This is a genomic window from Methylotenera sp. G11 (genome assembly GCF_000799735.1).
Taxonomy (GTDB): Bacteria; Pseudomonadota; Gammaproteobacteria; order Burkholderiales; family Methylophilaceae; genus Methylotenera.
Map to the genome: position 1 here is coordinate 1,435,684 of NZ_JUHH01000001.1, position 20,299 is coordinate 1,455,982.

A 20,299-nucleotide genomic window follows, 5' to 3' on the forward strand; every position below is an offset into this window, starting at 1 on the left:
TAAATCTTTACCTATCTAATCTTCAGGCTGGCCAGGCCGATCAGCACCAGCATCATGCTGATGATCCAGAAACGCACAACGACCTGTGTCTCTTTCCAGCCTTTTTGCTCATAATGATGGTGCAGCGGCGCCATCAGGAAAATGCGCTTGCCGACACCGGTTTTGCTTTTAGTGTATTTAAAATACAGCACCTGTATTGCCACCGAGAATGTCTCCACCACGAATACGCCGCCCATGATGAACAGAATGATTTCCTGGCGCACGATCACGGCCACAATGCCCAGGGCAGCGCCCAGGGCCAGTGCGCCTACATCCCCCATGAACACTTCGGCCGGATAGGCGTTAAACCACAGGAAACCCAGGCCCGCACCCACCATAGCCGCGCAGAACACCATCAGCTCACCGGCACCCGGTACGTAAGGAATGGACAGATACTTGGCAAAGTAGAAGTGGCCGGTCACGTAAGCGAATATCGCCAGCGCGCCTGCCACCATGACCGTGGGCAGGATGGCCAGGCCATCCAGGCCATCGGTCAGGTTCACGGCATTGCTGCTGCCAACCACTACCAGGTAAGTCAGCACGATAAAGGCCAGGCCACTCATCGGAATCACCAGGCTTTTAAAGAATGGGATCAGCAGGGTCGTTTCAGCCGGCACGGTTGCAGTCTGCTGCAGAAACACAGCCACACTGAAACCAACGACAGACTGCCAGAAGTATTTTTCTTTGGCCGACAACCCTTTAGGGTTACGGTGCACCACTTTGCGCCAGTCATCCACCCAGCCGATGATGCCGAAACCGAGGGTGGTAAACAGCACCACCCATACAAACCTGTTGCTCAAGTCTGCCCACAGCAAAGTGGAAATTGCGATTGAAATCAGAATCAGCGCACCGCCCATGGTAGGTGTGCCGGCTTTGACCAGATGCGTCTGCGGGCCGTCATCGCGCACTGACTGGCCAACCTTGTAGTAGGTCAGCTTACGGATCAGCGCCGGCCCCATAACAAATGAGATCGTCAGGGACGTAAGCGTGGCGAGCACAGCGCGCAATGTAATGTAATTGAATACATTAAAGCCACGGACGTCATGTGCTAACCACCTTGCCAGTTCAAGTAACATAATTTTTCTCCCTATACTTCCTGTTTTGCCACCAGCAGACTGACCACGCGCTCCATACGCATGAAACGTGACCCTTTTACCAGTACCGTGCTGTTCTTATCCAGTTGCGGCAGCACTGCTGCGGCAACCGCTTCCGGTGAGTCAAAGTGCCGGGCACCCGCGCCGAATGCCTTCACCATCTCCTTGCTTGACTGCCCCAGGCAATACAATGCCGCCAGCCCGGCCGCTTTTGCATAAGCGCCGATTTCCGCATGCATTTTCTGCGCATCTGCGCCAAGCTCGCCCATGTCGCCCAGTACCAGCAGCTTTTCGCCGGCCTGCTTCGCCAGCACATCGATCGCGGCTTTCATCGAATCCGGGTTCGCGTTATACGTGTCATCAATCAGGACGGCGCCATTGACCGCAACCTTGCGCTCAAGCCGGCCATAAACGCCGCCAAAGCTTTGCAGGCCTTTTGCAATATCGGCATTGCCGATGCCCAGTGCGTATGCGGTGGCGCTCGCAGCCAGGGCATTGCTGATGTTATGCACGCCTTCCACTTTCAGTTCAAAACTGACTTGCCCGTTCGGCGTCGTCAGGGTGACCCGGCTTACACCCGCCTGTTCCTGATAAACAGCCATTACATCGGCCTGCTGTTTCAAACCAAATGTCACGACTTTCCTGCCTGTATTCAGGGTTTGCCAGTACGCAGCAAAATCGTTGTCTGCGTTGATCACGGCGATACCGCCGGCTTGCAGGCCGGCGAATATCTCACCCTTGGCACGCGCGATATTTTCACGCGAGCCCAGCTCACCGATATGCGCTGTGTTTGCGTTGTTAATCACCGCCACATTCGGCCTGGCGATGTGCGTCAGGTAATCGATCTCGCCCAGGTGGTTCATGCCCATTTCTGCTACCACATATTGATGGTGCAGCTTGATCTTGAGCAGCGTCAGCGGCAGGCCAATGTCATTATTCAGGTTGCCGTAGGTGGCATGCACTTTGTCCGCATCACCGGTTGCCGCCGCCAGGATAGCCGTGAGCATTTCCTTGGTTGTGGTTTTGCCGTTGCTGCCGGTAATACCGATGACCGGCGCACTGAACTTGCCGCGCCAGTATTTTGCAAGCTCGCCCAGTGCCAGGCGCGTGTCTTTCACCAGCAGCGCAGGCCGGGCGGCGGTTGCCGCATCCGATACCATCACGGCTGCGGCGCCTTTATTGATGGCTTCGGCAGCAAATGCATTGCCGTCAAAGTGTTCGCCTTTAAGCGCAACGAATAACTGCCCCGCTTCAATACTGCGGCTATCACTGCCTACGCGCTCAAACGCTACATCAGCGCCCAGCAGCTTCGCATCCAGCACATCTGCGGCCTCGGCCAATTGCATCATCGTATTCGCCTTATATTCATGCAGCGCCGCCAGTGCCTCAGCGGCGTCGCTGAATGGCGTTTTCACGCCTGCAATTTCCTGATAGTCTTCATGCCCTTTGCCAGCCACCAGCACAATGTCGCCGCCGCGTGCCGATTGCACCGCCTGCCTGATTGCTGCTGCACGGTCCGGCTCGGCCAGGTATGGTTTAGCGATTCCGCCTACTACTTGCGCAATGATGGCGGCAGGATCTTCGCTGCGCGGGTTATCTGAAGTCACGATCACACTATCTGCCAGACGTGCGGCCACAGCACCCATTAACGGGCGCTTGCCGGGATCGCGGTCACCGCCGCAGCCGAATACGCAGATCAGCTGACCTGTTGTTTGCTCGCGCAGGGTAGACAGCACTTTTTCCAGCGCATCCGGCGTATGTGCATAATCCACAACCACCAACGGCTTGTCACTACCGCCAAATTGCTGCATGCGCCCCGGTACCGGTCTGATTTTTGCAATGGCGGCTACCGCCGCCTGCAAATCGACTTTCAATGCCAGCAAGGCAGCCAGCACCGCCAATACGTTATAGGCATTAAAACGACCAAGCACCGCTGCATTGACCAGCGCATCACCCTGCGGCGTAATGACCTGCATGCTCAAGCCATGCTGATGCAGTTGCAGGCTGGTTGCACGCACATCGCCTTCAGTGATGCCGTAAGTGAGCAGCGGCTTCGCCTGCGCATTCAGCTTGCCGGCAATGCGCCGGCCAAAAGCGTCATCCGCATTGATGACGGACATGCGCAAACCCGGCCAAGTGAACAGAAGCTCTTTGGCCGCCGCATATTCTTCCATGGTTTCATGGTAGTCCAGGTGATCACGGCTCAGGTTGGTCAGCACCGCTACATCGAACTCCACGCTATTGACCCTGCCCTGATGCAGGCCATGCGATGACACCTCCATCGCCACCGCGCTGGCACCCTGCGCAGCAAAATCCGCCAGCATGCCTTGCAGCAGAATCGCATCCGGCGTAGTGTTGCTGGCTGCATGCTGTGCATCCACAAAACCGTTGCCTATGGTGCCGATCACGGCTGTTTTCTGGCCGAGCGCCGTCAAAGCCTGTGCAATCCACTGGCTAACCGAAGTCTTGCCGTTAGTCCCGGTCACGCCGACCATGCTCAGTTTCCGTGATGGATGCCCGTAGTATTCGGCGGCGATCTCACCCACCTGCTCTTTCAGGCCCGGCACGCCTGCGTTTGCAATGTTCCAAGCCGGATTCCATGCAAAACCGCTGCTTTCCCAGGCAATTGCGGCAGCCCCAGCCTGAATGGCCTGTGCAATATAATTGCGGCCATCGCTATGCACGCCGGGATAAGCCAGGAACAACGCCCCAGGCTGCACCTTGCGGCTGTCTGCTGTAATGGCGCTGAATTCCAGGTTCAATGTCGAGAGTACGGTCATATACTCTCCTGCACTTCCGCAACATCGCCCTGAATCACGACATTGTCATTAGGCGCATCCTGCGGGATCGCCAGCATGCGCAGCGCATCCGCCATCACGGCACTGAATACAGGCGCAGCCACCGTGCCGCCGTAGTATTCGCCGCTGCTTGGATCATCAATCATCACCGCCATGATCAGGCGCGGATTCGACGCTGGCGCCATACCGACAAAAGAGCCCACATACTTGCTTTTTTCATAGCCATGGTCACCGAGTTTGTGCGTGGTGCCGGTCTTGCCGGCCACCCTGTAGCCCGCCACCTGCGCTTTAAGTGCGGTACCGCCCGGCAGCACCACCATTTCCAGCATGTCTTTCACATAATGCGCGGTACTGGCCGTAAACACTTGCGTGCCGACCGGAGCTTCCTTCAGCTTGAGCAGCGACACCGGCTTCAACTCGCCATCATTCGCAAACACGGTATATGACCGCGCCAGCTGCAATAGCGTTACGCTGATGCCATGGCCGTAAGACATGGTCGCCTGCTCAATCGGACGCCAGGTCTTATAATCGCGCAGCCTGCCGGCGGCTTCACCGGGAAAGCCGATGCGGGTTTTTGCACCGAAGCCGATCATGTTGAATACGCCCCACATATACTGGCGATCAAGCGAAAGCGCCATTTTTGCCGCACCCACATTCGAAGATTTCTGTATCACTTCTGCCACAGTCAGCACGCCATGCGGATGTGCATCGTGAATGGTGGCCGGGCCTATGCTCATATAGCCGGGCGCAGTCTGTATCTTGGTGTCCGGCTGGTATTTACCGGATTCCAGCGCTGCAGCTGCCGTGACCGTTTTCATGGTCGAACCTGGTTCAAACACATCGGTAATGGCGCGGTTGCGCGACTTACCCTGGATATTGACCGGATTGTTCGGGTTGTAAGTCGGCACATTTGCCATTGCCAGCACTTCACCGGTCTTAGCATCCAGCACAATGGCCGCGCCGGCTTTTGCCTTATATTTATCCACGGCCTTGGCCAACTCGCGATGCGCCAGATACTGGATCCTGCGGTCGATCGAAAGCACCACGTCATGACCATCCTGCGGAACCTTGACTGCTTCCAGGTCTTCGATAATGTGACCGGCCCTGTCTTTGATCACTTTACGGCTACCGCTCTTGCCGGAAAGCGTTTTGTTCATGGTGAGCTCAAAACCTTCCTGACCCTGGTCATCAATACCGGTAAAGCCCACAAGGTGAGCGGTCACTTCGCCGGCTGGATAATAGCGCTTGTATTCACGCTGCAGGTAAATCCCGGGGACGCCGAGCTTCATGACTTCAGCAGCCAGCTCAGGCGATACGCGGCGTTTCAGGTAAACGAATTCACGCTCGCTGTTTGCGAGCTTCTTGCTCACCACATCGACTTTCAAGCCCAGCAAACCGGCAATTTTTTTGGCCTGGTTATCGTCGATCTTTACATCCGAAGGGTTCGCCCATACCGACTCCACCGGCGAACTGATCGCCAGCAGCTCACCGTATCTGTCCGTGATCTTTCCGCGCTGCGAAGGCAGTACCAGGGTGCGGTTGTAGCGCGCATCGCCTTTTTCCTGCAGGAAACGCTTATGAAAGCTCTGCAGGTACAGGCTGCGGCCCAGCAGCGCAACAAAACCCAGCAGCACCATCACCAGCAACAGGCGACGGCGCCATGCCGGGAACTTCACAATCACGAGAGGCATCGGGATCGCCATGGCTACCTGACCTCGCTCTCGTTTTTGTCCTGCGCAGGCTTAACTTGCGCAGGTGCCGCTTGCACCGGCTGCTGCGCAGCGTTTTTAGCCAAGTTGACAATCTGGATCCTCTTGGCATCAGGCACCTGCATCTGCAATTGCTGTGCGGCAATCTGCTCAATGCGCGAATGCATTGCCCACGTGCTCTGCTCCAGCTGCCACTGGCCGTATTCCTGGTTATATTGCGTCTCTGCCTGGCTCAACTGGTCAAGCTCTATATAAAGCTTGCGTGCCTTATGCTGCGCATTCACCAGCCCCAGTGCCGAGAACATCAGTGCAAAAAACAAAACGAGATTGAGGCGAGTCATGCGACCGACGTCCTCTCTGCCACACGCAGCACGGCACTGCGCGAACGCGGATTGAGCTTCACTTCCTTTGCGCCCGGCTTCACAGCCTTGCCAACACTGATTAATCTTGGCTGAGGCAGATCAGCAGCACGCACCGGAAAATTGGATGGCAGGTCATCGCGGTTTTCCTGATCGCGGATATACTGCTTCACGATACGGTCTTCAAGCGAATGAAAACTGATGACCGCCAGCCTGCCTTGCGGTTTAAGCAAGGCAAGGCACTGCGGCAAGGTTAACGATAGTTCCTCAAGCTCCTGATTGACGAAAATCCGTAAAGCCTGAAATGTGCGCGTGGCTGGGTTTTGCCCTGGCTCAAACCGCGTGACTGTGTTTGCCACGACCTGGGCAAGCTGCCCGGTAGTGGTGATGGCGCGCCCGTCATCGCGCTCCTTAACAATCGCCCTTGCAATCGACTTAGCAAACCGTTCTTCACCATAATTTTTTATAACCTCCGCTAACTGCTGCTCTGTTGTACTGCCAAGAAAATCTGCCGCTGTCTGCCCACTGCTTTGATCCATGCGCATATCCAACGGCGCATCGTACCTGAAACTGAAACCGCGCTCTGCATCGTCGATTTGCGGCGATGAAATGCCCAAGTCCAGCAAAATGCCGTCTACCGCCGTTACGCCGATATCAGCCAGCCTGGCCTGCATGGAGGCAAAGTGGCTATGCATGATGCTGAACCGGGGGTCGCTGATAGCCTTGCCGGACTCGATCGCTGCCAGGTCACGGTCAAAAGCGATCAGACGCCCGTGCGGCCCCAATTGCGACAGGATTTTTCTGGAATGGCCGCCACGGCCGAATGTACCGTCAATATAAGTACCGTTTGATTTTACTGACAAGGCGTGAACAGCCTCATCCAGCAACACTGTGATGTGCGGGCTTGCTGATTCTGAATCTAATTTTGAACTTGATGCTGACACTTCTAAGGGATACTTTTCTAATTCACTTGCGCCTTCCAAACCCGCTGTTTTGGAAGGTGCTTTTTTTGAAGACAATAATGCTTTGGTGGGCGCGCTTTTCACGCCCTTAGTCACAGCGAAAATCCCTCTAATTCCGCAGGCATGGTAAAACCATCACCCTGCATTACCTGTTCAAGCTGGCCACGCCAGGCTTCCATACTCCACAATTCAAAGTGGCTGCCCTGGCCTACCAGCATAATTTCCTTACCCAAGCCGGCAAAGTCGCGCAGCGCAGGAGAAACCAGCACGCGGCCAGCACTATCCATCGTTACGTCTTCTGCAAAACCCACCAGCAAACGCTGCAAGGCACTGGAGTTCCTGTCAAACGAAGACAGCGCCATCAGCTTAGCCTGGATCGGCTCCCACGCAGGCTGCGGATACAGCAGCAAACAGCGGTGCGGATGCGCGGTCAGCACCAAGTTTCCGGCGCACTCAAGCTGCAACGCATCCCTGTGCTTTGTAGGCACAGCGAGTCTGCTCTTAGCATCCAAACTTAATGATGTCGCCCCGCGAAACATACGTCAGTTATTTCCCTTTAAAATCCAGCCGCCAAACCCTGATTAACCGCCACCTAAAGGGAAAATACCCACAAAAACCCACTTTTCCCCACTAATATGCACTATAGATAAAAAAAAAGCGCAATGCAAGCCCTTTTTTTAGTATTTTTTCTTTATATGTCAATGACTTAGCGTACTTTTGTGCTAAATATAAAATCGTTATAAATTAATAACATAGCGAATTATGTGAATGTGGAATATTAGAATGTTTACAGAAGCATTTGAATTGCCGTTGCTACGGAAAATGGAAAGAGAAAATTAATACAATTTAACGGGCAACCCGTGATAACAGAAAGCCAGTTCATGGCTTGTCCGTGGAACACATCAACACAATAAGGAGCGTATTGATACAAAGCCCGTGAAGGGCTTCCCCTATTTACTAAGCCACTAAAGTGGCAAGTAAAGAGTGAAGCTGGCCGATAAGCCGGGTTCTGTCGTGCATTGCTGCACGTGACAGTCATTCATCTAGGCGCATGATTACTCATGCGCTCGAGCAACCTACCCGCTGGCAACGCGAGCCACGTCAATGCCAGCCTATTTGGTCTTGCTGCAGATGGAGGTTACCGCGTTTCACCGTAACTTAATACGCTCGTCTCTGTGGCCCTATTCCTCGCCTTATACCTTGCGGCTTTCAGCGGACGGCCGTTAACCGTCATCCCGCTCTATGCAGCCCGGACTTTCCTCCCTCACCTAAAGGAGACCGCAATAACCGCAAGGGTCATCACCAATCAACTAAACCAGTAAACTGGTAAGTTAATTGCGAAGGTCTTCCCCAATTTGCTACGCCAGTAAACTGGCAAGCAAAGCGTGACGGCGACTGTCTAGCCAGCTTCAAGTGTATTTTAACACGGCCAAGCAATTAGCCTAATTAAGAGTTAACCCAATTCTCCAATTGCAATGCGGGTACTTTTGCAAATTCTTTTAGATTATTAGTGACCAAAACAAGCCCTTCGCTTCTGGCATGCGCGGCAATATGTAAATCATTCACACCAATCGGCTCACCAACCTTCTCAAGGCTAGCACGTATCATGCCGTAGTGTTGAGCGGCTTTTGGCGTGTACGCCAGCACTTCCAACCGGCTACAGAAGTCTTCAACCACAGCCAGGTTTTCAGCCGGCTTAGCACTTTTTTCCGCCCCATGCAGCAACTCTGCCAAAGTAATGGTCGAAATTGCCATATGCTGTGCATGTTGATTAAATGTTTGCAGCACTTCAATCGGGCGACGCTTTAATACATAGATGACGATATTAGTATCAAGCAAGTAACGCAGCATTACAGCGCTTCCCGATCAGCCTGAGTTTGCGACGCTCGCGTTTCAAGAAAGTCGTCCGTCACTGCTGTGCCATTTAAGAAAAAGCTATCCCAAACCTGCCCCACCGGAGAAATAATCCGCTCATTGCCGCGCGCACGCACATCAACACGCTTCACATCATTTGGTAAGCGCAACTCACTGGGCAAACGCACCGCCTGTGTACGATTATTGATAAATACTGTAGTAATTGTCATGCCTCACCTCAATACAAAGTTTGTATATAGCTAAAGTATACCGCAAGGCAAAAACATCACGCAAGTCGCTGTAGAGCGACCTATTGAAAAAATTTAACCTTCAAACTTCCAATGTACCATCTGATCTGCCCGTAACGGCACCAGTACATCTCCGTCATAAGGCAAACTCGCCGGCACTTTCCAGCTCTCTTTCACCAAAGTCACCTGCTCCGTATTACGCGGCAAGCCGTAAAAATCCGCCCCATTAAAGCTGGCGAAAGCTTCGAGCTTATCCAGCGCATGCACGGAATCAAACGCCTCCGCATACAGCTCCATCGCCGTACGCGCCGTGTACATACCGGCACAGCCACAGGCCGCCTCTTTGGTATGTCTGGCATGCGGGGCGCTATCAGTGCCCAGGAAAAACTTGGCGCTGCCTGAAGTTGCCGCCTTCACCAGCGCCACACGGTGCGTTTCACGTTTCAGCACCGGCAGGCAATAATGGTGAGGCTGGATACCGCCCTTGAACATATCGTTACGGTTCATCAGCAGGTGATGCGCAGTGATCGTAGCCGCCACGCTGGCTGAAGCAAGTGCTACAAAATCCGCCGCATCCTTAGTGGTGATATGCTCGAACACGACTTTCAATGCCGGGTATCTTTTAAGTAGCGGAATCATGTGGCGTTCGATAAATACCAGTTCACGGTCAAATACATCAATATCGCTATCCGTCACCTCAGCGTGCACCAGCAAGGGCAGTCCTGCTCTTTCCATGGCTTCAAGTGCTTTTGCACATTTTTCCAGGCTGGTTACACCCGAATCCGAGTTAGTGGTCGCCCCTGCAGGATAAAGCTTGACGCCATGCACCAGGCCACTTGCCTTTGCCCTGACAATCTCATCGGCTGTGGTGTTATCTGTCAGGTATATCGTCATCAGCGGTTCAAATTGCATGCCGACGGGCAATGCCTCCAGGATGCGCTCACGGTAAGCAAGCGCTAACTCCGTAGTGGTTACAGGCGGACGCAGGTTCGGCATCACGATCGCTCGTGCAAACTGCCTTGCGGTATCCGGCAGCACGGCCTTGAGCGCTGCACCATCCCTTAAATGCAGATGCCAGTCATCGGGGCGGGTAATGGTAATTTTGTTCATGATGTTTCAACTCGTTTTTCAGTTTTCGTTTTTCAATTGCAGTGCAAATTCATATAAATCATTCTTTTTAAGCTGGGTGATTTCGGTAGCCAGTTTCACAGCCTGCTTGAGCGGCAGCTCAGCCAGCAGCAGCTTCAAGACGCGTACAGCCTCTTCCGGAATGGCTTCAGTCTCTTTCTGCACCGGCGCTTCCACCAGCAGCACGAACTCACCGCGCTGTTGATTCGTGTCGGCCTTAAGCCAGGCTTCGGCATCGCCAAGCGGACAAGTGTAGAAGGTCTCAAAAGTTTTTGTCAGCTCGCGCGCGAACGTGATGCGGCGCTCAGCGCCCAGCACCAGACTCAGGTCTGCGATACACTCCAGAATCCTGTGCGGCGCTTCATAAAACACCAGCGTGACTGCCTGTATCTTTAACGCTTCCAACTGCCTGCGCCGTGCAGCGCCGCTTGCAGGCAAAAAGCCATGAAACAAGAATCCGTTCTGCGTGATGCCGGATGCTGACAGCGCCGCAATCACCGCACTGGCACCAGGCACCGGCACCACCTTGATACCGGCTTTGCGCAGCACATCCACGACCACAGCCCCTGGGTCGCTGATACCTGGCGTGCCGGCATCCGTCACCAGGGCTATATTTTCACCCGCGTTCAATTGAACCAGCAGTTTTTCGGCAGATTGATGCTCATTATGCTCATGCACGGCAATCAGTTTCTTGCTGATGCCAAAATGATTCAGCAGGCCGGAAGTATGCCGCGTATCCTCCGCCGCAATCGCATCCGCGCTTTTTAAAACGTCCAGGGCCCGCAGGCTGATATCCTGCAGGTTTCCAATTGGTGTAGCGACAACATATAATATGCCTGAGGGATGCAAAATCAGATGACCAAAAAATTATTTAACGCTATTTTATCAACATGCCTGCTTTTTAGCAGTTTATATTTACCGGCACATGCAGCAGCTGCAAACCAGGTGCCAGGCGCAAAAGCCGGCCAGCAGGGCAAAAAAACTCCTGAAGCGATTTTTTCAGAGGGTGAATCCTGCCTCATGCAAGGCAACACTGCCTGTGCCAGGTTGGCGCTGGCCAATATCCTGAGCACTTCGCCATACGCCAAGCTGCTGCAGGGCAGCATAGCGCTGACGGAAAAACAGACCGACAAAGCCTTGCTCCTGTTACTGCCCTTGCAAGCTGAAGAAAGCCTGGTCCCGGCTGCCAAAATAACGCTGCACCAGCATCTGGCAGATGCCTTTCAGGACCTTAACGACATACAGCAGGCAATACAGCACCTGATGCAGGCGGAAGCCGCCATGGCCATGGCGGATGAAGCGCAAACCGGCATTGCAGCCATACACGAAAAGATATGGTCACTGCTAGGCGTGCCTGAGCAAAGCGAACTCGTCGAACTTCGCGGCAACAATACTGACAGCACGTTCCAGGGCTGGATAGACCTGCGCCTTGCCGCCAGCAATGCAGACCTTAACAACAGCATTGCCGCCTGGAACACACTCTATCCCGACCATCCGGCACAGGCATTTGCAAAAAGCCTGGCTGAGGCTAACAGCGCTAAGCCAGCTGCACCGGCAAACCTCTCATCCGATGGCAGCATTGCGTTAATCATGCCGCTGACCGCTGAGGCGAATGCAGCCAAAGCCGAGGCGTTCAGGCTTGGCCTGGAAACGGCCTTATCCAGGCATGGGCTGCACAACGAAATCAGGACTTATCCCAGCACGGAAAGCCAGCAGCAGATCGATGAAGCCTATGCACTGGCAAAAAGCGAAGGCAATATTTATTTCATCACTCCCGGCTTTCAGGCCAATGAAGCCGCGGGCAATAAAATCAGCCCGGCCGAAACCAATAATATCCTGCATATTTCACCGATACTGGATGACGAAGCGCTGCATATCGTGAATTTTGCACTTAGCCGGGGCATGCAGCAAATTACAATCATCACGACAGAAAATGCTGCTTCCAGGCTCATGGCAGCAAGCTTTCAGGCAGCATGGCAGAGTAAGTCGCCGCATGAACTGCGCGGCCACGCCATCACCATCATTACACTGCTTGGCAATATCGCGGCAACCGATGGCAGCCTGTTTGAGCTGAAATCGCAGCTGACTGAAAAAATGCCGGATCTGGTGCTGCTCGCGATGACTGCACCTGAAGCACGCATGGCCAGGCTGCACCTCCCGATCAGCACGCCGGTCATCACATACTCCAGCGCCAATGAAATGGTGGATGCCGCAGCAGCTTACCAGCCGCTGAATGCTGTGCGTCTATTCGAGATTCCATACCTGCTGACAGCAAACCAGGCAGCTTATCAAGATTACGCACCAGAAGATGCCAGTCTCAATTCAAATGAACTATTAAGATGGTTTGCACTCGGAGTAGATAGCCTGCAACTTTTAATAGCCAGCCAGCCGCTGCCTGAACACGAAGTAACCATCAGCGGTTTAACCGGCACACTGACGGTAGATAAATACGGCAACATTAAACGCCAGCTGCCACTTGCCAGATTCACGCACAGCGGCCTCGTTCCTGAGCAATAAACCGTATATGGATCAGAAATCACCGCCACGGCATCTAACAGAAGGTCTTGCGGCAGAAGAACTTGCCGCAGCTTTCTTACAGAGAAAAGGGTTGAAGCTGATTGAAAAAAACTTTCGCTGCGCATACGGTGAAATCGACCTGATTATGCAGGACGGCAGAACGCTGGTTTTTATTGAAGTGCGTTTGCGCAGCAATGCTGGTTTCGGCGGTGCCGCCATGAGCATCAACCAATCCAAGCAGCAAAAGCTCAAACGCACGGCTGAACGATACTTGCAGGCTCATGGAGATAGTGCCTGTCGATTTGACGCTGTTTTAATGTCAAAGTTAGATAGCAACGCCGTAGAATGGATACAGGACGCTTTTTAGTTTATTAACGGAATCACTCACAGCAAAGGACGTCAACAATGAAAGCAAGCTTAAAATTACTGGCAGCAGTATTACTGGCCTCTCAAATCACAGCCTGCGTGCCCGTCGTGGTAGGCGGCGCAGCTGCAGGCGGCGCAATGGCTGCAGATAGGCGCACTTCCGGCATTTATGTCGAAGATGAAAACATCGAACTGAAAGCGACAAAAAATATTTACGACACACTGGGCGAAGCCTCCCACGTCAATATCACCAGTTTTAAAGGCAATGTATTGATCACAGGGGAAGTGCCTGATGACAAGACCAGAACCAAGGCCGGCAACATGGTGCTGGCCATTGAGAACGTTAAAAGCATCACTAACGAACTGACGGTAGGCCCTAAAACCTCGATCAGCTCACGCACCAACGATGCCTATTTAACATCAAAAGTCAAAGCGCAATTCGTTTCAGAAAATCGTTTTCAAGCCAATTACGTAAAAGTCGTTACCGAAAACAGCGTTGTCTACCTCATGGGTTACGTGACCCATAAAGAGGCTAACGATGCAGTTGAGATCGCACGAAACACCGGTGGCGTAAGCAGGGTAGTCAAGGTATTTGAGTACATTCCATAAACTCGCACCACAGCCGCCCCGGCTCTTCAGCATTCACCTTTGAACTGGTTGATCGGCAGATCCAGGGCGGCTTGAACATATCGGCAACCAGGCCGATTAAAAATCAAGTTTCGCATTTAGCAACGATATTGCAGATGTTATAATATGCGGAATTTTTAGCCGCTGGCCGTATTCCAACATCCACAATCAAGTGAGCCTTATACAAATCATGACGCAAACAAACAACGAAATTATCATTGAGGGTAATACCCGCGCAGGCAAACCGTTCCGCCCGAGCGACTGGGTTGACCGCATGTGCAGCACTTACGCTACCTTTGGTGATGACCGCAAACTGAAATACTCGCCTTACCTCAAACCAAAAGTCATTAACGGCGTACGCTGCCTGGCTGTAGATTTGAAACTGAAGACGGTAAACCCTGAAGGTTTTGCGCAGCTGATGCACTTTGCTGAAGAAAACCAGCTGAATGTTCTGGATGGTGAAGGCAACAGTATCGCCGTACCGCAGTAAACGATAAACAACTGCCGAAGGCTAGGCCGCATCACCGGAAATAAGCTGCAACATCCATGGTTGCAGCTTATTTTTTGCCTGTGATCATATCCTCGATAAATGCCCTGGTGATAATCCCGCGCTTTATTTTCACAAGCCTACCCTGCGGGTTATAAATAAAAGTCGTAGGCAGCACACCTGCCGGCCCAATCTGGGCAGTCACGCTATCATCACCCAGCACGATAGGATAAGACATCAGCATGTCATCCACATACTCATTCACTTCTTTAACGTCTTTGTAATCAAACACCACCCCCAGAACCATCAAGTCTTTCTGCTTGCGGCGATCATAAAGGTTAACCAGGTCAGGAACCTCTTCAAGGCATGGCGGGCACCAGGTTGCCCAGTAATTAACCAGCACCCACTTACCCTTGTAAGCAGAAAGCTGGTGTTTATTGCCTGCCATATCTTTCAACACGAAATCAGCGGCGGCTCCCGCTTCGGCATAGGAAAACTGGCTTACCATCAAAGCCATCAAAAAAAACAATATTCTTTTCATTTATTCCAGCCATCCATTTATTTTCGTGAATGCGCATTATTTCTGCATTTAATCGACAATTTCTAGTTCTATTTCGAGATTAATGTGCGTATCATGCAACATTAATGATTGTAATTATAACAATCCATCCCCATAGTACTAGCATTAGAGTTGCCGATGACTTGGCAATGTAACTGAAAATTTAAATTAACGACAAACCCGGCATACTGATACAGCGTCAGGATTAGTGCGGTTTGCAGCGGTAAAGATTAAATTTCACAAGTTACAGATGCCACTTCACGAAATCATTTTTTTTAGTTACGATATACATTTATTTACTACAAAGTATTATTCAATAGAGGTTTACAATGAGCGAACACATCACACACCTGAGCGATGCAAGTTTTGAGCAAGATGTACTGCAATCGCAAATCCCTGTACTAGTTGATTACTGGGCAGAATGGTGTGGTCCATGCAAAATGATTGCACCAATCCTGGATGAAATTTCAAAAGAATATGCCGGCCGCATCAAAGTTGCCAAACTGAATATCGACGATAATCAGCAAACCCCGCCTAAATACGGAATCCGCGGCATCCCTACACTGATGCTGTTCAAGAACGGCAATGTTGAAGCAACCAAAGTTGGCGCACTGTCCAAATCGCAACTAACGGCATTTATTGACAGCAACATCTAAACGCTTTACGCTTAGCGCCATATATTCAAACGCTTGGTTTTACGTAATCACTTTCGTATCACCAAGCATAATCTTCCGCAGCCACTAAAATTTAATCCCTAGCTTTCAATCTATAAGCTTAACACTTCAAACAAAATCTTGTTCTAGCGAGACCTCATGCACTTATCAGACCTCAAGCATCTACCCGTAACCGAGTTAGTTGAAATGGCTATTGCCAATGAAATCGACAACGCCAGCCGAATGCGGAAACAGGATCTGATATTTGCCATTCTCAAGAACAAGGCAAAAAAAGGTGACAGCATCTATGGTGACGGCACGCTGGAAGTTCTGCAGGACGGCTTTGGGTTTCTGCGCTCACCGGATACATCCTACCTGGCCGGGCCTGATGATATTTACGTGTCGCCATCACAGATCAGGCGCTTCAACCTGCACACCGGCGACAGCATTCAAGGCGAAATCCGCATTCCGAAAGATGGCGAGCGCTACTTTGCATTAGTCAAGGTTGACCAGGTCAACGGCGAAGCGCCAGAAAACACCAAGCATAAGATCCTGTTTGAAAACCTCACCCCCCTGTTCCCGACCATACCGCTTAAGCTGGAACGCGATATCAAGGGCGCCGAAAACATCACCAGCCGCGTCATCGACATGATTGCACCGATTGGCCGTGGTCAGCGCGGCCTGCTGGTAGCCAGCCCGAAAAGTGGTAAGACGGTCATGATGCAGAATATTGCCCATGCCATCACCGCAAATCATCCCGATGTGGTCTTGATCGTGCTGCTGATCGACGAACGTCCCGAAGAAGTGACAGAGATGACACGCTCAGTGAGGGGCGAAGTGGTTGCCTCGACGTTTGACGAACCGGCAACCCGTCACGTACAGGTTGCTGAAATGGTACTGGAAAAAGCAAAACGCCTGGTAGAACATAAAAAAGATGTCGTGATCCTGCTTGACTCGATCACACGCCTGGCACGGGCTTACAATACCGTGATTCCTTCATCAGGCAAAGTACTGACCGGCGGCGTGGATGCCAACGCGCTGCAACGCCCGAAACGCTTCTTCGGCGCGGCACGTAATATCGAAGAAGGCGGCTCGCTCACTATCATCGCTACCGCACTGGTTGATACCGGCTCGCGTATGGATGACGTGATCTACGAAGAGTTCAAAGGCACCGGCAACATGGAAATCCATCTTGACCGCCGTATGGCCGAAAAACGCATCTACCCGGCAATCAACGTCAACAAGTCCGGCACCCGCCGCGAAGAGTTACTGATCGAAAAAGACGTACTGCAGAAAATCTGGGTACTGCGCAAACTGCTCTACCCGATGGACGATCTCGATGCGATGGAATTCCTGCTGGACAAAATCAAATCCACCAAGAACAATGCGGACTTTTTCGACAGCATGCGCAGAGGTTAACTTTCGTTATCGAAGTGCCCTTAACAATTTTACCTTGCTTAACTCAGGCAATATAAATATAATGCCGAGTTACCGCAAAAATGCGCAATATAATTTTGCCGTATCATTCGGCAATCAATACTGAGGCTATATATTATGAAAGATGGAATTCATCCAGAATACCGCGAAGTCGTGTTTCAAGACATCGGCGCGGACTTTAGTTTTTTAACTCGCTCTACTATCGCTGCTCGCGACACTATCAAGTGGACTGACGGCAAAGAGTATCCACTGGTTAAAATCGAGGTGTCATCAAAATCACACCCATTCTACACCGGTAAACAAATGATTCTTGACACTGCCGGTCGCGTTGATAAATTCCGCAAAAAATACGGTATGTAATGATGGCTTGCGAGATTTCTTGCAAATAGTCATGAAGCAAAAAGGCAGCCCGAGCTGCCTTTTTGCTTTAATGCTGCGCTTTCTTGCTGCACTTTCTTTAAGTGCATTGCCTTTAAGTGCATTGCTTTCCTTAAGCAAGGTTAGTCTGAAACAAGGCTGGCTTAGCTGACTTCAGGCGCCGTATAACATTCAAGCCGAAGTTACATTCAATTCCAAAACAAGCTAGACTGTTACCGTCGATCCACAATAACACTAATTCGCTACTACATATGCGCTTTCAACTCGATCACGACTGGCAAGGCAACATGTCCACACCGCGCGCGCGCATAGGTGAAAATGCAAAAACTCACCTGCTGCTTGTGCTGTGTGCTATCTGGATATTATTCGGCTTAACCGGCCACGCCCCATGGAAACCACTTGAAAGCACCAGCATTACGATCGTTAAAAATATTCTACAGGGCGGCAGCCTGGTAGCTCCGCTTGCGGCCGGAGAATCCTTTCTGGAATCACCGCCGCTTTATTACCTGTCGGCTGCAGCCAGCGCACAATTATTCAGCCCATTCTTAAGCATGCACGATGGTGCAAGGCTCATCAATGCCCTCTGGGTTACGATCATCCTGCTGATGGTCGGCATGACAGGACGCGAACTGTGGGCACGTGGCGTCGGTCGCCACGCCACATTCATCATGGTCGGCACCGTTGGCCTGGTCATGAACGCACATAGCCTGAATACAGAGATTGCGGGCTTGGCCAGCGCTGCTACCGGTTTTTATGCACTGGCCCTATCGAAACGCCGCCCCTGGCGCGCCAGCGGATTATTGGGACTAGCGCTTGGCGCAGGCTTGCTGACAGATGGCCTGGTCATGCCGGTGATCCTGCTGAGCACTTCATTGCTGCTGCCTTTGATGTTCAGACCCTGGCGCACGGTGAGCTTCGCCAAGGTTCTGATCACTGCAATCCTCATTGCCATGCCGATAGCCGGCAGCTGGCTGGGTTTACTCTACTTTCAGCAGCCAGCCATATTCCGGCAATGGCTGAATGCCAGCCTGAATGGATTCGGTCTGCAGAATCATTTCTACTTCCTGCGCATCCTGGGATGGTACGCATGGCCGGCACTGCCGCTTGCAATGTGGGGCTTATGGCGCAATCGCGACAAACTGCTTTCCAAACCAAAATTCCAGCTGATGATCGTCTTTTTTGCATGCAGCCTGCTTTTCCTGGGCTGCAGTGCACAATCCAAGGACATTTACGCCATGCCGCTGCTGCTGCCGCTCGTAGCGCTTGGTGCCGGCAGCGTTGAGCATTTGAAACGCGGCGCGGCTTCGGCCTTGAATTGGTTCGGCATTACGCTGTTTGGCCTGATCGGTTTCCTGATCTGGCTGGGCTGGATAGCGATGGCGACCGGGCATCCAGCCAAGATCAAAGAGCGCATGCTGTTCCTGTCCGGCGCTGCGAACGCTGATGTACAGTGGCTGATGCTGCTGCCCGCAATACTGGTGACGGTCATCTGGCTGTTTACCTGCATACGCGCAAAACAGGGCAATCGCTCTACAGTCACCAACTGGGCGGTAGGCATGACATTTGGCTGGGGGCTGCTCATGTCGCTTTGGCTGCCGTGGATCGACTCGGCCAAAAGCTATGAAACAGTCTTTACCGGTATTTATAAAGCGCTGCCGGCCAATCGCAGCTGCATCAACAGCCTGGGCGTTGGTCAATCACAACGCATGCTGTTCAATTATTACACCAACATCGACTTAAGGACTGTTGAAACGGCAGAGCGCCTGGATTGCAATCTCTACCTGATTCAGGATGACAAAAGCACGGCCAAAATGCAGCCTGGCGACGAATGGAAGCTGATCTGGCACGGGAAACGTGCAGCAGAACGCAAAGAGAGTTTCAGGTTATTTCAGCGCCGATAGCGTTATTTGAACCTGCACTCCTGAAACTCACAGGAACAAGCAACTGGCAAAACTGGTTGATCGCTGCGCTTAAGCTTGCAGGTAGGATTTAATTGCGGTTTTTACCTGCAGATGCAGACCCTGGCCGTCCTGCTCATGCACATACTGCGCTATCTGCTTGCGCATAGGCAAAGCCCAGAACTTATTGAGATGTCCGGCAATGTCCTGCTGGGCGTGGCTCTGGTCAGGATAGGATTCGTAGAAATCACCAATCTGATTAGCCATTGAAATTAAACGCTGAATATCCATTTTTCCAGTTTCCACCTAAAAAGTTTTTAATACTTGCCGATTCAAGTCATGCATCCAAGATTCTTTCATTGTGGCTATACACCACATAGCGGTTCTGCCTGGCAAAGCCAACCAAGGCCAAACCGCATTGCTCTGCCACACGTACCGCCAAGCCTGTAGGCGCGGACACGGCCACCAGCATTGCCACACCGGCTGTCGCGGTTTTCTGCACCATCTCAAAACTGGCACGACTGGTGGTAATGATAAAACCGTTAGCCCGCTGCCCCTGCTCCATGTGACTGCGATGCAATGCACCTATCAGTTTATCCAGGGCATTATGCCTGCCGACATCTTCACGCACGATGGCAACCGTGCCATCAGCCAGCACAAAAGCGCTGGCGTGTGTTGCCCCCGTTTGCTGCTGCATCGCCTGCTGCGCTTGAATTGCCTTCAAGCCAAGCTGAATGCCGGCAGCCGTAAAAGTAACCGCTGCCTTTAACGGCTCCGGATAACGCATCGCCTGCCCCAGGCTTTCTGCACCGCATAAACCGCAGCCTGTTTTTCCAGCCAGCGTGCGCCGCCGGTCTTTAAGCTGCATGAAACGCTCGCTGGCAATGTCACAATGCAGCTCTATGCCATTAGCCTGCACCTGCAACTCAACCCCGTACAGCTCACTTGCACTCTGCACGATGCCTTCCGATAAGGAAAAACCCAGTGCAAAATCTTCCAGATCCTGCGCCGTAGCCAGCATCACCGCATGTGAAACACCGTTATAAATCAAAGCTACCGGCGTTTCTTCCGCCAGGCAATCCTGCGCTTTCACTTGCCCGCCATCCTGCCATTGCGTCACTTCATGCAGGCTCAATGGCGCATCCAGAATCAGCGGGCGCTCACATTCCTTAATCAACTTGACCCT

The 20,299-nt window shown here is 52.2% G+C and carries 21 protein-coding genes and 1 other RNA gene; 8 read left to right on the forward strand and 14 right to left on the reverse strand.

The window, feature by feature from the left end; translation table 11 throughout:
* Positions 1–11: 11 nt before the first annotated feature.
* The 11 genes from mraY to rsmI all read right to left on the reverse strand — a co-directional run bounded on the left by mraY (position 12) and on the right by rsmI (position 11,040).
* A complete protein-coding gene (mraY, locus tag GQ51_RS06540) occupies positions 12–1,115 on the reverse strand; it encodes a phospho-N-acetylmuramoyl-pentapeptide-transferase (protein WP_047551313.1) in 1,104 nt (367 codons plus the stop codon).
* Between the two features lie 11 nt (positions 1,116–1,126).
* On the reverse strand, positions 1,127–3,913 hold the full coding sequence (gene murF, locus GQ51_RS06545) for a bifunctional UDP-N-acetylmuramoyl-L-alanyl-D-glutamate--2,6-diaminopimelate ligase MurE/UDP-N-acetylmuramoyl-tripeptide--D-alanyl-D-alanine ligase MurF (protein ID WP_047551316.1): 2,787 nt from the start codon (positions 3,911–3,913) through the stop codon (positions 1,127–1,129).
* Positions 3,910–5,634, reverse strand: coding sequence for a peptidoglycan D,D-transpeptidase FtsI family protein (locus GQ51_RS06550; protein WP_047551318.1), 1,725 nt, complete (start codon positions 5,632–5,634; stop codon positions 3,910–3,912). Before GQ51_RS06550 ends, murF begins: the two co-directional genes overlap by 4 nt.
* Positions 5,635–5,636: 2 nt before the next feature.
* Positions 5,637–5,981, reverse strand: coding sequence for a cell division protein FtsL (gene ftsL / locus GQ51_RS06555; protein ID WP_047551320.1), 345 nt, complete (start codon positions 5,979–5,981; stop codon positions 5,637–5,639).
* Complete coding sequence (gene rsmH, locus GQ51_RS06560; protein WP_047553995.1) at positions 5,978–6,943, reverse strand: 16S rRNA (cytosine(1402)-N(4))-methyltransferase RsmH; 966 nt, start codon at positions 6,941–6,943, stop codon at positions 5,978–5,980. Before rsmH ends, ftsL begins: the two co-directional genes overlap by 4 nt.
* A 110-nt stretch (positions 6,944–7,053) precedes the next feature.
* Positions 7,054–7,500: a division/cell wall cluster transcriptional repressor MraZ gene (gene mraZ / locus GQ51_RS06565; RefSeq protein WP_047551322.1), complete on the reverse strand. Its 447-nt coding sequence runs from the start codon at positions 7,498–7,500 to the stop codon at positions 7,054–7,056.
* A gap of 443 nt (positions 7,501–7,943) precedes the next feature.
* Positions 7,944–8,265, reverse strand: an RNA gene (gene rnpB / locus GQ51_RS12085) — RNase P RNA component class A.
* A 142-nt stretch (positions 8,266–8,407) separates the two neighbouring features.
* Entirely contained in the window at positions 8,408–8,812 is a 405-nt protein-coding gene (gene vapC / locus GQ51_RS06570; RefSeq protein WP_047551326.1) for a type II toxin-antitoxin system tRNA(fMet)-specific endonuclease VapC, read from the reverse strand.
* Positions 8,812–9,045, reverse strand: a complete 234-nt coding sequence (gene vapB, locus GQ51_RS06575; protein WP_047551329.1) for a type II toxin-antitoxin system VapB family antitoxin — start codon at positions 9,043–9,045, stop codon at positions 8,812–8,814. The genes vapC and vapB overlap by 1 nt, the downstream gene beginning before the upstream one ends.
* 93 nt (positions 9,046–9,138) lie before the next feature.
* Entirely contained in the window at positions 9,139–10,173 is a 1,035-nt protein-coding gene (gene pyrC, locus GQ51_RS06580; RefSeq protein ID WP_047551332.1) for a dihydroorotase, read from the reverse strand.
* An 18-nt stretch (positions 10,174–10,191) separates the two neighbouring features.
* Positions 10,192–11,040: a 16S rRNA (cytidine(1402)-2'-O)-methyltransferase gene (rsmI, locus tag GQ51_RS06585; RefSeq protein ID WP_047551334.1), complete on the reverse strand. Its 849-nt coding sequence runs from the start codon at positions 11,038–11,040 to the stop codon at positions 10,192–10,194.
* 6 nt (positions 11,041–11,046) lie between these two features.
* On the opposite strand from rsmI, the gene GQ51_RS06590 reads away from it, so the two are divergent.
* The 4 genes from GQ51_RS06590 (at position 11,047) to GQ51_RS06605 (ending at position 14,191) form a co-directional block, all read left to right on the forward strand.
* A complete protein-coding gene (locus GQ51_RS06590) occupies positions 11,047–12,708 on the forward strand; it encodes a penicillin-binding protein activator (protein ID WP_047553996.1) in 1,662 nt (553 codons plus the stop codon).
* Between the two features lie 7 nt (positions 12,709–12,715).
* Positions 12,716–13,075: a YraN family protein gene (locus tag GQ51_RS12285; protein WP_081987112.1), complete on the forward strand. Its 360-nt coding sequence runs from the start codon at positions 12,716–12,718 to the stop codon at positions 13,073–13,075.
* Between the two features lie 38 nt (positions 13,076–13,113).
* On the forward strand, positions 13,114–13,683 hold the full coding sequence (locus tag GQ51_RS06600; RefSeq protein WP_047551339.1) for a BON domain-containing protein: 570 nt from the start codon (positions 13,114–13,116) through the stop codon (positions 13,681–13,683).
* 208 nt (positions 13,684–13,891) lie between these two features.
* Positions 13,892–14,191 carry a DUF3579 domain-containing protein gene (locus GQ51_RS06605; RefSeq protein ID WP_047551340.1) on the forward strand — a complete coding sequence of 100 codons (300 nt, stop codon included), beginning with the start codon at positions 13,892–13,894 and terminating at the stop codon, positions 14,189–14,191.
* A gap of 67 nt (positions 14,192–14,258) precedes the next feature.
* Here the strand turns inward: GQ51_RS06605 and GQ51_RS06610 are convergent, their stop codons facing one another.
* Positions 14,259–14,729, reverse strand: coding sequence for a TlpA disulfide reductase family protein (locus GQ51_RS06610; protein ID WP_047551343.1), 471 nt, complete (start codon positions 14,727–14,729; stop codon positions 14,259–14,261).
* A gap of 347 nt (positions 14,730–15,076) precedes the next feature.
* On the opposite strand from GQ51_RS06610, the gene trxA reads away from it, so the two are divergent.
* The 4 genes from trxA to GQ51_RS06630 all read left to right on the forward strand — a co-directional run bounded on the left by trxA (position 15,077) and on the right by GQ51_RS06630 (position 19,116).
* On the forward strand, positions 15,077–15,403 hold the full coding sequence (gene trxA / locus GQ51_RS06615; protein ID WP_015832964.1) for a thioredoxin TrxA: 327 nt from the start codon (positions 15,077–15,079) through the stop codon (positions 15,401–15,403).
* Between the two features lie 156 nt (positions 15,404–15,559).
* Positions 15,560–16,819, forward strand: coding sequence for a transcription termination factor Rho (gene rho / locus GQ51_RS06620; RefSeq protein ID WP_047551347.1), 1,260 nt, complete (start codon positions 15,560–15,562; stop codon positions 16,817–16,819).
* 135 nt (positions 16,820–16,954) lie between these two features.
* A complete protein-coding gene (locus GQ51_RS12290) occupies positions 16,955–17,197 on the forward strand; it encodes a type B 50S ribosomal protein L31 (RefSeq protein WP_081987113.1) in 243 nt (80 codons plus the stop codon).
* Between the two features lie 269 nt (positions 17,198–17,466).
* Positions 17,467–19,116 (forward strand): ArnT family glycosyltransferase, encoded by a 1,650-nt coding sequence (locus GQ51_RS06630; protein ID WP_047551353.1) that lies wholly within the window; start codon positions 17,467–17,469, stop codon positions 19,114–19,116.
* A 69-nt stretch (positions 19,117–19,185) separates the two neighbouring features.
* On the opposite strand, the gene GQ51_RS06635 is transcribed toward GQ51_RS06630, so the two are convergent.
* Positions 19,186–19,404, reverse strand: a complete 219-nt coding sequence (locus GQ51_RS06635; protein ID WP_047551356.1) for a formate dehydrogenase subunit delta — start codon at positions 19,402–19,404, stop codon at positions 19,186–19,188.
* 46 nt (positions 19,405–19,450) lie between these two features.
* Positions 19,451–20,287: a formate dehydrogenase accessory sulfurtransferase FdhD gene (gene fdhD / locus GQ51_RS06640; RefSeq protein WP_081987169.1), complete on the reverse strand. Its 837-nt coding sequence runs from the start codon at positions 20,285–20,287 to the stop codon at positions 19,451–19,453.
* Between the last annotated feature and the right edge of the window lie 12 nt (positions 20,288–20,299).

What these genes read in the sequence shown, in the direction of transcription:
- GQ51_RS06550 (WP_047551318.1), bottom strand. Translation starts at nt 5,634, where the DNA reads ATGGCGATCCCGATGCCTCTCGTGATTGTGAAGTTCCCGGCATGGCGC.
- mraZ (WP_047551322.1), bottom strand. Translation starts at nt 7,500, where the DNA reads ATGTTTCGCGGGGCGACATCATTAAGTTTGGATGCTAAGAGCAGACTC.
- GQ51_RS06590 (WP_047553996.1), top strand. Translation starts at nt 11,047, where the DNA reads ATGACCAAAAAATTATTTAACGCTATTTTATCAACATGCCTGCTTTTT.
- GQ51_RS12285 (WP_081987112.1), top strand. Translation starts at nt 12,716, where the DNA reads ATGGATCAGAAATCACCGCCACGGCATCTAACAGAAGGTCTTGCGGCA.
- mraY (WP_047551313.1), bottom strand. Translation starts at nt 1,115, where the DNA reads ATGTTACTTGAACTGGCAAGGTGGTTAGCACATGACGTCCGTGGCTTT.
- GQ51_RS12290 (WP_081987113.1), top strand. Translation starts at nt 16,955, where the DNA reads ATGAAAGATGGAATTCATCCAGAATACCGCGAAGTCGTGTTTCAAGAC.
- ftsL (WP_047551320.1), bottom strand. Translation starts at nt 5,981, where the DNA reads ATGACTCGCCTCAATCTCGTTTTGTTTTTTGCACTGATGTTCTCGGCA.
- GQ51_RS06610 (WP_047551343.1), bottom strand. Translation starts at nt 14,729, where the DNA reads ATGAAAAGAATATTGTTTTTTTTGATGGCTTTGATGGTAAGCCAGTTT.
- murF (WP_047551316.1), bottom strand. Translation starts at nt 3,913, where the DNA reads ATGACCGTACTCTCGACATTGAACCTGGAATTCAGCGCCATTACAGCA.
- GQ51_RS06605 (WP_047551340.1), top strand. Translation starts at nt 13,892, where the DNA reads ATGACGCAAACAAACAACGAAATTATCATTGAGGGTAATACCCGCGCA.
- GQ51_RS06630 (WP_047551353.1), top strand. Translation starts at nt 17,467, where the DNA reads ATGCGCTTTCAACTCGATCACGACTGGCAAGGCAACATGTCCACACCG.
- GQ51_RS06600 (WP_047551339.1), top strand. Translation starts at nt 13,114, where the DNA reads ATGAAAGCAAGCTTAAAATTACTGGCAGCAGTATTACTGGCCTCTCAA.
- GQ51_RS06635 (WP_047551356.1), bottom strand. Translation starts at nt 19,404, where the DNA reads ATGGATATTCAGCGTTTAATTTCAATGGCTAATCAGATTGGTGATTTC.
- vapB (WP_047551329.1), bottom strand. Translation starts at nt 9,045, where the DNA reads ATGACAATTACTACAGTATTTATCAATAATCGTACACAGGCGGTGCGT.
- vapC (WP_047551326.1), bottom strand. Translation starts at nt 8,812, where the DNA reads ATGCTGCGTTACTTGCTTGATACTAATATCGTCATCTATGTATTAAAG.
- pyrC (WP_047551332.1), bottom strand. Translation starts at nt 10,173, where the DNA reads ATGAACAAAATTACCATTACCCGCCCCGATGACTGGCATCTGCATTTA.
- trxA (WP_015832964.1), top strand. Translation starts at nt 15,077, where the DNA reads ATGAGCGAACACATCACACACCTGAGCGATGCAAGTTTTGAGCAAGAT.
- rho (WP_047551347.1), top strand. Translation starts at nt 15,560, where the DNA reads ATGCACTTATCAGACCTCAAGCATCTACCCGTAACCGAGTTAGTTGAA.